This is a genomic window from Cytobacillus sp. FSL W7-1323, from assembly GCF_038595015.1.
GTDB lineage: Bacteria > Bacillota > Bacilli > Bacillales > Cytobacillaceae > Cytobacillus > Cytobacillus kochii.
The window spans coordinates 2,440,980-2,453,007 of the sequence record NZ_CP151998.1 but is presented as its reverse complement, the minus strand read 5'-3'; the positions used below and the strand labels follow the sequence as shown (position 1 = coordinate 2,453,007).

The 12,028-nt window shown below is 34.8% G+C and carries 10 protein-coding genes; 8 read left to right on the top strand and 2 right to left on the bottom strand.

Annotation, left to right across the window (positions count from 1 at the left end; translation table 11 throughout):
- The first annotated feature begins 78 nt into the window (after positions 1-78).
- The 5 genes from MKX67_RS12510 to MKX67_RS12490 all read left to right on the top strand — a co-directional run bounded on the left by MKX67_RS12510 (position 79) and on the right by MKX67_RS12490 (position 5,857).
- Positions 79-1,410 (top strand): YjiH family protein, encoded by a 1,332-nt coding sequence (locus MKX67_RS12510; protein WP_322909426.1) that lies wholly within the window; start codon positions 79-81, stop codon positions 1,408-1,410.
- 74 nt (positions 1,411-1,484) lie between these two features.
- Positions 1,485-2,684 (top strand): oligoribonuclease, encoded by a 1,200-nt coding sequence (locus MKX67_RS12505; RefSeq protein ID WP_342488262.1) that lies wholly within the window; start codon positions 1,485-1,487, stop codon positions 2,682-2,684.
- Positions 2,685-2,883: 199 nt separating this feature from the next.
- A complete protein-coding gene (locus MKX67_RS12500) occupies positions 2,884-3,828 on the top strand; it encodes a hypothetical protein (RefSeq protein ID WP_307313674.1) in 945 nt (314 codons plus the stop codon).
- Positions 3,829-4,055: 227 nt separating this feature from the next.
- Positions 4,056-5,243 (top strand): D-alanyl-D-alanine carboxypeptidase family protein, encoded by a 1,188-nt coding sequence (locus MKX67_RS12495; RefSeq protein ID WP_341094127.1) that lies wholly within the window; start codon positions 4,056-4,058, stop codon positions 5,241-5,243.
- A 143-nt stretch (positions 5,244-5,386) separates the two neighbouring features.
- Positions 5,387-5,857 carry a DUF523 domain-containing protein gene (locus MKX67_RS12490; protein WP_095373682.1) on the top strand — a complete coding sequence of 157 codons (471 nt, stop codon included), beginning with the start codon at positions 5,387-5,389 and terminating at the stop codon, positions 5,855-5,857.
- Between the two features lie 129 nt (positions 5,858-5,986).
- On the opposite strand, the gene MKX67_RS12485 is transcribed toward MKX67_RS12490, so the two are convergent.
- Positions 5,987-7,609, bottom strand: coding sequence for an ATP-binding cassette domain-containing protein (locus tag MKX67_RS12485; RefSeq protein ID WP_095373155.1), 1,623 nt, complete (start codon positions 7,607-7,609; stop codon positions 5,987-5,989).
- A gap of 390 nt (positions 7,610-7,999) precedes the next feature.
- Between MKX67_RS12485 and MKX67_RS12480 the strand changes: the two genes are divergently transcribed.
- From MKX67_RS12480 to MKX67_RS12470, 3 genes are all read left to right on the top strand, one after another.
- Entirely contained in the window at positions 8,000-8,128 is a 129-nt protein-coding gene (locus MKX67_RS12480) for a hypothetical protein (protein WP_263624167.1), read from the top strand.
- Positions 8,129-8,338: 210 nt separating this feature from the next.
- Complete coding sequence (locus MKX67_RS12475; RefSeq protein ID WP_095373156.1) at positions 8,339-8,575, top strand: hypothetical protein; 237 nt, start codon at positions 8,339-8,341, stop codon at positions 8,573-8,575.
- A 72-nt stretch (positions 8,576-8,647) separates the two neighbouring features.
- Complete coding sequence (locus MKX67_RS12470; protein ID WP_095373157.1) at positions 8,648-9,406, top strand: MerR family transcriptional regulator; 759 nt, start codon at positions 8,648-8,650, stop codon at positions 9,404-9,406.
- 41 nt (positions 9,407-9,447) lie between these two features.
- On the opposite strand, the gene MKX67_RS12465 is transcribed toward MKX67_RS12470, so the two are convergent.
- Positions 9,448-10,932: an aldehyde dehydrogenase family protein gene (locus MKX67_RS12465; RefSeq protein WP_224936585.1), complete on the bottom strand. Its 1,485-nt coding sequence runs from the start codon at positions 10,930-10,932 to the stop codon at positions 9,448-9,450.
- Positions 10,933-12,028: the final 1,096 nt, after the last annotated feature.

The window sequence follows — 12,028 nt, the reverse complement described above, 5'->3', positions numbered from 1 at the left end:
TAGTAAGGGAGAGATTGGTATGTGCCAGTCTCTTTTTATAAAAAATAACATTTAAAGGAAGATAGGATGTGAGGAAATATGGAAACTGAACTGAGTAATCCAAAAACCAAATCTCAAATGAAAAACGCCAATAGTCATGTATGGAAGTTTTTCATATACAGTATGATTGGTATATTTATGTTTTTTATTCCGATAACATTGAACGGGCAATCTTCCATCATGATCGATCATATTGTGAGTGGGTTGCGCCACCTTCTAGGTAATGTTGTTCCTTATTATTTGCTATTGATTATCATGATAGGAGGCCTATATCCTTTTATAAAAGGTAATTGGAAAGAAACGATTGTGACAACAGTATTTTCCTTCTTAAAACTTTTGGGTGTAGTTATTGCATTTATGGTTTATTTTAACTTGGGTCCCGCATTCATATTTGACCCAAATATGGGTCCTTTTTTATTTAATAGTCTTGTTACGCCTGTCGGTTTATTAGTTCCAATTGGTTCTGTCTTCTTAGCTTTATTAGTAGGCTATGGTCTGCTTGAATTTATCGGAGTGATAATGAAACCGGTTATGAGACCGATTTTCCAAACACCTGGACGGTCTGCGATTGATGCCGTTGCCTCTTTTGTCGGTAGTTATTCTGTCGGTATTTTAATTACTAATCGTATCTTTAAAGAAGGTAAGTACTCAATGAAAGAAGCAGCAATTATAGTGACTGGGTTTTCCACTGTTTCTGTTACTTTTATGATTGTCGTGGCTAAAGCGTTAGACTTAATGTCTATGTGGGCGATTTATTTTTGGACATCCTTCATAATTACATTTGTAGTAACAGCAATTACGGTAAGAATTTGGCCAATTAGAAACATGTCAAATGAGTATTATCAAGGTGTGAGGAGAGAGAAAGATGCATATGATAAACCTCTGCTAAAAACTGCGTGGAAAGAAGCCATGAAAGCTGCTGCTTCAGCACCATCAATATTTGAAAATGTGAAACAAAATTTAAAAGATGGTGTATTAATGACGATGTCCATTCTGCCTTCAATTATGTCTATTGGGCTTATTGGCTTGGTATTAGTCGAATACACGCCAGTTTTTGATTGGCTTGCATATTTATTTTATCCATTTACAGCTATATTAGGATTACCAGAAGCAATGCTAACAGCAAAAGCGACATCGGTTGGGATTGTTGAAATGTTCTTACCTTCTATGGTAGTGACAGAAGCCGCTTTGATGACAAAATTTATTATTGGTGTTGTATCTGTTAGCGGCATTATTTTCTTTTCGGCTTTAGTTCCTTGCATTTTATCAACTGATATTCCTATTACCATTAGGCAAATGGTGATTATTTGGTTTGAACGAACAGTGCTTGCTCTTATTCTTGTCACACCTATTGCATACCTTCTGTTTTAATTTAATGCCCTGCGGTTTCATGCAGGGTTCTTTTCATATATAATAGTACTAACTCTTTTGGGAGAGCATACATATTGAAATATTCTAGAACAGCGGGTGAAGTAATGTATAAATTATATTCTCATAACGACTTAGATGGTGTTGGTTGTGGTATTATAATCAAGCTAGCATTAGGAGAAGAAGGGCAAGTTTATTATAATTCTGTCGGAGGCTTAGACTATAAAGTCGAGAAGTTTTTTTCTGAAAAGGACCATAAAGATACCAAGCTTTACATAACAGACTTATCGATCAATGAAGATAACACGAAAAGAGTAGATGATTTTGTCAATCAGGGTGGTCATGCACAACTAATTGATCATCATAAAACGGCCCTACACTTTAATGAATATGAATGGGCTACAGTAACAGTACAATATGATGATGGTAGACAAACTTGTGCTACGTCATTATTATATGAGTATTTTGTTGAGCAAAAAAAACTATCTCCAAAAAGGTCCATTGAACAATTCATTGAATTGGTTCGACAATATGATACTTGGGAATGGGACGAAAATAATAATGTAAAAGCGAAGCAGTTGAATGATTTATTTTATATGTTTTCTATAGAAGAATTTGAAGAAATGATACTGCAAAGATTAAAAACCGCAGATGATTTTGAATTTGATGAGCTTGAAGCGAAATTATTATCAATGGAAGAAGCTAAAATTGAACGCTATATTAAGCGTAAAAAAAGAGAACTTATCCAAGCGTCGATTGATAAGCATATTGTTGGTGTTGTTCATGCGGAATCTTATCATTCCGAACTCGGCAATGAGCTGGGAAAAGAATACCCTCATTTAGATTATATTGCAATTCTTAATACGGGTGGTCGCAAAGTCAGCTTCAGAACGATTCACAATCACATTGATGTTTCGGCTGTTGCAGGCACGTACGGTGGGGGTGGTCATGCGAAAGCATCAGGCTGTACGATGAATGAAGAGGCGTTTAGAAAATTTGTTGTAGAATTATTCACAGAAGAATCATTAAAAATTGATGCACCTAAAAATAAATTCAACCAAAAAGAAAATAGCCATGGTACGATTTATGAAGGACGCTCTGGTGACATTTATCGTATCTACCAAAAACAAGAGCAGTGGAAAATAGAAAAGAATCATCAAGAAAATGCGACAGTATTTAAAGATTTCCAATCGGCAGTGAATGCAATTAAGATAGCTGATTTTGCTTGGTTAGCGAAAGATGATGTATACGATAATTATATGAAAAAGAATAGGTAAGTCATAGCTCCTCGAAAGATAGCAAACCTTTCGAGGAGTTTTTTATTATGATTAATCATTGAATGAAAAAACCTAACGATAAAATTTTTTTGAAAAATTTGGGGTAAAGCATCGCTTTTGAATGCTTGGTTATAATCTTCCAAATTTATGGTGGGGTGCCAATATCTTGTGTATAATGAGCGAGAGGGGGGAAGAGAGAATGTTGTACTTATTTATAATTTTATTTATCATCATGATTCTCGTATTTGCCAAATTCTTAAAACCGACTGTAAAACCTTTAAAGGAATTGCCAATCCCGAATAATCTTGGTTTAGTTCAGCCGATAGCACATTCTTTAGTTCATCAAGTAGAGAATTCATTTACTGAAAGTGATAAAAGGCAGTTAAGAAATCGTGTGCTAAAAGAACATCCAAAATGGAAAGATCATGAATTTGATTGGCTTTTCATGGAATTGAAAAGATATTTCTTTTTATGTAGCTTGTTTAAAACAGTACCCATGTATAGTAGCAAAGTAGATGCATTATGGCATGAAATGATTTTGTTTACACAAAAATATGCTGATTTTTGCCAGCAATTATTTGGTCAATATTTACACCATACCCCTAACATTGGTGGCAATCAATCTGCACATAATGAAAGAGCATTTTTTGACTTTTTGTATTTAAGTTATTTCCAACCATCTGAGAATAGTGTGAAAATATGGGGATCTTTTATGAGAAAACCTTTGCACCCGCAAATTATAGCTGATTTTAAAGCTTTAAGTGAAAAAGAATTGTTAATGACTTATTTTCGGACTCATTCTAAATGGAAGAATATCCAATTGGAATTAATTCAATCGATAAAAGAAAATATTAAATTAGCAACTGATTTTCATGAAAATCAAGATAAGAGTTTGCAATCAAAGTCCGTATTTCCCCACCAAAGTATTCTTTTTATAAGCATTTATTTTTCAATGTATGATTATGACAATTTTGAGGAAGCGGTAAGTAGTTATTTACCTGAAGAGATAGCTAAGAATAGCTTTACTTCTTCTTCATGTAGTGGTTTTGCCTGTGCTAGTGATGCATCGTCACCTTCCAATGATAGTTCTTGTTCTAGTGGTGATTCAGGTGGGAGTTGCGGTGGAGGCTGCGGCAGTAGTTAAAATCATATAATTAGTAAATTAGGGCATCTAAATAAAGGATGCTCTTTTTTATGACAAAAAATTAGGTGCGTAATAAGTTTAGTTCTGATCACCAGTATTAGTTAAGTTATTACAAAATACGACAATGTTCTTTCAATTATGTAACAATTTGTTATCATCTTTAATTAAGTCTAATTTTTTTGGTACAATTCAATAGGGTAAAAAGCACTAGAAATGGAAGTGGATGAATGAAGAAAAAATGGATGATCATCTTCCTATTCCTCATGTTATTAGGTACACAAGCATATGCAAAGGATGATGAACCAGAAATTGTCAGTGAAACGGCAATCGTTATGGAAACAGAAACGGGCGCTATATTGTATGAAAAAAATGCAAACACAAAAATGTATCCAGCAAGTTTAACTAAAATTGCAACCGCTATTTACGCAATTGAAAACGGAAACTTAAATGATGTGGTCACAATTTCTAAAGAAGCAGTAGATGTTGATGGGACAAAAGTATACTTAGAAGAGGGCGAGAAGGTAACTTTAAAAAAGCTCGTTCAAGGAATGCTCATTAACTCAGGTAATGATGCGGCAAAGGCAATTGCCATTCATTTGGAAGGTAATGAAGAGAATTTTTCGAAAAAATTGAATGCTTACATGCGAAATAAAATAAAAGTGACCGAGACTCATTTTACGAACCCTCACGGATTATTTTCCGAAAACCATTATACAACGGCAAAGGATATGGCAATCATCACAAATTATGCTATGAAAAACGAGACCTTCGCTGAAGTTTTCGGTACTGTAGAATTAAAATGGGATGGTGAATCTTGGGATACGACACTCATTAGCCATCATCAACTCCTAACTGGACAAAGACCGTACGAATGGATTACTGGTGGGAAGACTGGATTTGTCAGTGAATCTAAACAAACACTCGCATCTACTGCAGATAATGGGAAATTGGCATTAACAGCGATTGTTATGAAAGCAGATTTTAAACGTGATATTTATAAAGACACCAAAACCATCTTTGATTACAGTTTCTCTCATTATGAAAATAAAGAACTTGTCCCTGAACAAGAATATTTTGTTGGTGAAAAAGTGTTTCAACCGACAGAAAATAGCTACAAGGTATCTTTACCGATTGAAGGATTTACAGAACACTTAAATAATCAAGGTGTATTAGAAATCGTGGATAATAATGACAAAGTGATACAAGAAATAACTTTGGAAAGAGAACAGCCTAAACAAGAGGTAGCGAACCATCATACGATGAATGAAGCTAGTGATGATACTGAGAAGGAAAATACGACTCTTATTATTTATATTGCTATAGGCTCGGTTGCCATCATTTTGATAGTGGTTTTCTTATTTATACGAAAAATGAGGAAACGTAACCGATATGATATCCATAATAGAAGATGGTAGGAAGGAAGCGCAGTAACTTTACTGTGCTTTTTTGCTTTTATATAGATGTGAGTAAATGTGAGAATATAACTTTAAAAAGAAAGAATTATGTTACTATTATCAATAGAAAAGATTGTTTGGGACTAACAAATGGCGGTGAAAACATGATAGTAGTAAGTGCATGTCTAGCAGGAATGAATGTAAGATATAATGGATCTAATAGTTTAGACGAAAGAATCCAGAAACTTTTATTAGAGAATCAAGCGATGACTGTTTGTCCGGAATTACTCGGAGGTTTTACGACGCCAAGAGAGCCAGCTGAAATCGTGGGCGGAGATGGTGAAGATGTATTAGACGGAAAAGCAAAAGTGATCGAAAAGTCAGGTAAGGATGTTACAAAACAATATATCAACGGTGCATATGCTACATTAAAAAAAGCTCAAGAGTTGGGAGCAGATACAATTATCCTTAAGGAAAATAGTCCATCATGTGGTAGTTCAGTTATTTACAATGGAGAATTCAAAGGGGAACAAATAGTTGGTAATGGTGTCACAACAGCCTTATTAAGAAAAAATGGTTTTAAAGTCATTTCGGAAAATAACTTTAATGAATATTCAATACTTGAAATTAACTAAGGATATATTTATGTATTTTTACGTAGGTGTTTGTTATAGATACAACTTTGAGTGTCCTCAGGTATTCGCGACTTTACATATCCATTTAAAGAAGCTGGTAGCCGTATATGGCTACCAGCTTTCTTACAATTATGCCTGATACATTTTGGCGATTTGCTTTTGTAGCTCATCGTTTTCAAGGTATTCATCATAAGTTACTTGTTTGTCTACGATACCGTTTGGTGTGATTTCAATAATTCGGTTAGCAATCGTTTGGATAAATTGATGGTCATGTGATGCAAAAATCATCGAACCTTTAAAGGCAATTAAACCATTATTTAAAGCGGTAATGGATTCTAAGTCTAAATGGTTAGTAGGTTCGTCAAGTAAAAGTACGTTTGAACCACTTAGCATCATTTTTGAGAGCATACAGCGAACTTTTTCTCCACCTGACAGCACGCTTGCTTTCTTCAATACTTCTTCACCTGAGAAGAGCATACGACCTAAAAAGCCACGAAGGAAGCTTTCACTTTCATCTTCAGGAGAATATTGACGGAGCCATTCGACTAAATTCAGCTCACTATTTTCAAAGAAATTTGAGTTATCCTTTGGAAAGTAAGCTTGAGAAGTTGTTACCCCCCATTTAAATGAACCTTCATCTGGATCCATTTCACCCATCAGAATTTTGAATAAAGTTGTTTTAGCAAGTTCATTTGTACCCACAAGGGCAATTTTATCGTCTTTATTCATAATAAAGCTTATATTATCAAGCACTTTCACACCGTCAATTGTTTTTGATAGTCCATCTACTCTTAATAAGTCGTTACCAATTTCACGGTCAGGTGAAAACCCTACATACGGATAACGTCTTGAGGACGGTCTAATGTCATCTAAAGAAATTTTATCAAGTAATTTTTTTCTAGATGTTGCTTGCTTAGATTTTGACGCGTTCGCACTAAAACGAGCAATAAAGTTTTGTAGTTCTTTAATTTTTTCTTCTTTTTTCTTATTTGCATCCTGTGCCATTCTTTGTGCTAATTGACTTGATTCATACCAGAAATCATAGTTACCGACATAAATTTGAATTTTACCGAAATCTAAGTCAGCAATATGAGTACAGACTTTATTTAGGAAATGACGATCATGAGATACAACGATGACTGTGTTTTCGAAGTTAATTAAAAACTCCTCTAGCCATGCAATTGCTTTAATATCCAAGTGGTTCGTCGGTTCATCTAGTAATAAAACATCAGGCTTTCCAAACAATGCTTGAGCAAGCAATACTTTTACTTTGTCTCCACCTGATAAATCAGCCATTTTCTTCATATGCAATTCTTCTGGAATGCCGAGACCTTTAAGTAAAATAGCCGCTTCGGATTCTGCTTCCCAACCATTTAACTCAGCAAACTCACCTTCTAATTCAGCAGCTCTCATACCATCTTCATCTGAGAAATCTGCTTTCATGTAAATAGCATCCTTCTCTTGCATCACTTCATAAAGGCGTGCATGACCCATAATAACCACTTTTAATACTTCATATTCTTCATATTCAAAATGGTCTTGCTTTAAGACTGCAAGCCGTTCCCCTGGTCCTAAGCTAACATTCCCGGACTGTGATTCAATTTCGCCAGATAAAATTTTTAAAAAGGTGGATTTACCCGCACCATTTGCGCCGATTAAACCATAGCAATTGCCAGGTGTAAACTTAATATTAACATCTTCGAATAATTTGCGATCGCCATAGCGGAGACCTACGTTTGTAACAGTTAGCATTAATTATATTCCTCCATGCATCATAATCGATAAAATTATAACATTAACTCAAGTCACAGTGTTAATCTAGATCATATTTATTTGAAAAACATGAAAAAATAGAGGGATTTTACCCCTTTAAAGCGAATATAAATATTTATGGTTTGAAATGAAATTGTTGAGGTTTTGTCATAATTCTAAAAGGGTAAGTAATGATAAAATAGACAATGCGATGCGTTGGACAATACATACAAGCAAGTTTTCACTTTATCCAACAAAATCATAATCCTTTTATACTTTTTTCACAAAAAAGTTATAAAAGAAGGAAAAAAATAAAGGATTGTTCATAGTTTTTTCATAATTATCCTTTAATATATAAAGTATAAAGGCAGGAAAAAAGGAGTTTTATAAATGGAGAAAACACAGATCGTAGATTTAGTGAACCGTTTAAAAAAAGCTGGTATTAAAGTGAGCCTTACAAAACCAAGATCATTATTAACCATTCAGCCATGTAAAGCAATGCCATCTGCTTCTAACTAAGCATGGTAACTACATAGGATTATTTTAGAGAGGTGAATTTTTCACCTCTCTATTTTTTTAACATTCAATAAGTATATTCAATATCTTTTAATAGAGGATTGTTGTTTGAAAGGAATATCTACACATATAAGGGGTTTTATTTTTGATTTGTATCCTGACTTATTAACAAGAGAAGTTCAAAGAAGACATGATTATGCGATTGTATAGAACATGCTACAGAAAACAGGATTTACTGATATACAGACTTTCAAGCTTTGGGAAACAAGAAACACATATACCCTAAAAGAAACATTGCTTGAGGATATCAAAGCAAGGAGCGGCAGAAGTATTCTTCATGAATTAGATGATGTACAATTAGAAAGATTAGTTGAGTATATAGATAAACAGTTAGGTGATAAGAAGATTGTGGAGAGTGATCGTTGGACCATGTGGCTAGCTAAAAAATAAAAAAGTTATTTTATTTTTCTATTGACCTTAACGCAACGTCAACATTTAGTGTAGTGATTAGGAGGTGAAGTGATGTTATATTCAATCAAACAGATGGCTCAAATGTCGGGTGTAAGTACGCGAACATTAAGATATTACGATGAAATAAATTTATTAAAACCAGCAAATGTCAACGAGGCAGGTTATCGCTTCTATTCAACAAGAGAAATCGATAGGCTGCAACAAATTTTATTCTATCGAGAATTAAATTTTAAGCTATCAGATATTCAAAAGATTTTGTCATCATCTGAGGATTCTTCTATTCAAAGTATATTACACACGCATTATGAGGCATTAGTAGAAAAAAGACATCATATTGACAGCCTAATAAAAGCAGTTGAAGATACAATTGCTTATCATAAAGGAGAGATAGAAATGAGTAACGAAGAAAAATTTGCCGCATTCAAAAAGAAGAGAATAGAGGAAAACGAAAACAAGTTCGGAGAGGAAATTCGAGAAAAATATGGAGAGGAAGCAGTAGAAGAGGCAAATCAATCATGGATGGGAATGTCAGAGGAAAGCTATAAAGAGATGCAAGAGATTGAGAGTGAATTGATTGAAAGACTAAAACAATTCAATCAACAAAAAAATCAACAAAAAGAAGATGCGAAGCAAATCGTGATGTTACACAAAAAATGGTTACAATATACATGGTCGACTTATTCTTCTGAGGCACATAAAGGTTTGGCAGACATGTATATCGCTGATGAGAGATTTACACAATATTACGATGAAAAAGCAGGTGTTGGGGCTGCTCGACTTTTAAGAGACAGTATTTTAGCATATGCTTAAAAAAAGAGTAGCCATTTTTTGGCTACTCTTTTTATTCTATATTATTTCATTGAAATCCAGACACTTTTCACTTCAGTATAATTATCAAGAGCATAGGAACCCATTTCACGACCGATTCCAGACTGTTTGTAGCCACCAAATGGTGAAGCAGCATCAAAAGCATTATAACAGTTAACCCAAACAGTGCCTGCTCGAAGTTTATTTGCAATATAATGAGCATTTGCTACATCACGTGTCCATACTCCCGCAGCCAAACCATATTCTGAGCGATTAGCCCGATCAATAAGTTCATCCAAATCTTCATATGGCATTGCGGAAATAACTGGACCGAATATCTCTTCCTTAGCAATCGTCATGTCATCTTGCACATTTGCAAAGATTGTTGGTGAAACAAAATAGCCATCATCCTGTGGTTTCGTTCCTCCTACGACAAGCTCTGCACCTTCACTTACACCTTTTTCAATATAACCAAGGACTCGTTTTTGTTGTTCAGTTGACACCAGTGGTCCAATTTCTGTGTCAGCATGTATACCTGCTCCTTGTTTGATATTCTTAGCATGGCTTGCCATATCAGCCACTACATTATCAAATTGTTTCTTTTGAATGAACACACGAGAACCGGCACAACACACTTGACCTTGGTTAAACATGACACCATTTAGTGCCCCTGGAATCGCTTTTGAAAGGTCAGCATCAGGTAAGATAATATTAGGTGATTTACCGCCAAGCTCTAGCGTTACTCTTTTTAATGTTTTAGAAGCACTTGACATAATCGATTTACCGACTTCAGTAGAGCCAGTAAAAGCAATTTTGTCGACCAATGGATGATCCACTAATGGACTACCTGCCGTTTCACCAAATCCAGGAACAATATTAATAACACCTTTAGGGAATCCAGCTTCCTCGACTAGTTCTGCTAAATAGAGAGCAGATAGAGGAGTTTGTTCAGCTGGCTTTAATACAACCGTACAACCGCTAGCTAGTGCTGCACCGATTTTCCACATAGCCATTAACAATGGGAAGTTCCATGGGATGATTTGTCCTACTACTCCCACAGGTTCATGTCTTGTATAATTAAAGAATGGACCACTTACCGGTATCGTCTGTCCTACGATTTTTGTTGACCAGCCAGCATAATAACGCATATGCTCTACAGCTAGTGGGATATCGGCATTTGTTGTTTCTCTAATAGGCTTTCCGTTATCTAAGGTTTCTAATTGTGCTAATTCTTCACTATTCTCTTCCATTAAGTCGGCAAGTTTATAGAGAAGTCGACTGCGTTGTGCAGCAGAGATCTTTGACCATTTACCATTATCAAATGCCTCGCGAGCTGCTTTGACCGCTAAATCAATGTCTTCCTTGTCAGCTTCATAAACATGGGCGAGTACTTCACCTGTCGCTGGGTTATATGATTCGAATGTTTTGCCTGATTTGCTTTCGACAAACTCCCCATTAATATACAGCTTTTTCTTTCCACTTAAAAATTTCTCCACCTTTTCTTTCACACTTACAGTTAACTGACTCATCGAATTCCTCCTTAAAAATAGTGTCTATGTACTCTCATGGCTGGAATTGTTAAGCATAGAAACCGTTTACATGAATATAGTACCATTTTTTAAAATTATAAATCAACTAAGAAGATTTATAATTTTCCGTCTATATTCGACATAACATTTAATGAATATAAGAAAGAAGCTATTTATCGGACAGCACTAATGTAAAGGTTTAACATCGGAATTGATATCTATATGTATGCGTGGATTAACAGGTATTATATTCATCCTAGAGCCGTGTGAAAATACATTTGTATTCCAACAAGAAATGACTTTTTCAACATACTCATGAGCATATAGGAAAAGGTCTTTAATTCTATTTTTAGATTTTATGTCGAATTTTTTTATTTATTTCTTGTACTTTTAATTAAAATGCGACAAAATTTTATCATTTATTTAATCTCAGTTTTTTCAAAGATCAATAAATGTGCCGTTCCACTTTTGTTCCAAATTTCATAAATTAATTAGAAAGTTAATTTAAATTAAATTCACTTGTATTCTCTATAAAAAGGAAGGTGACAACCTATGCCAGAATTCTTTGATGGAATAATATCTCAAAATGCTTCCTATGCCAATTCTATAAACATTCCAACTTCATCTGCTTACCAAATTTGGGGACAAGTTGGCCTTAATGTTAGTGAAGCAATCCCCACTTCAAACATTCGTGTTCAATTTGACGGTATTATTACTTTAAAATTAAGTCCCACAGCCAGTACTTATACAAATTTTATAGAATTAAAAATTGTTCGAGGGACTAATCCTAATGCTAATACTATTTTTACAGGTATCAAGACTATTGTTCTTAATGGTTCTGAGGACGGTCCTCAAGAGTACGCATTTTCCGCTTCAGATTACAATGTCTCCAAAGGTTCTGGGTTTTTAATATATACTGCCTATGTTCGTAATATTACTGGTGCAGTTAATTCAGATGTAACACGTGTTGGCCCAGAGAGTTTTAATGCGACAGCTAGTGGAATTACAGGTTTGAGTGGAGTTACAGGAGCCACGGGGGCGACCGGAGCAATAGGATTAACCGGAGCGACCGGAACAACAGGAGTAACAGGAATAA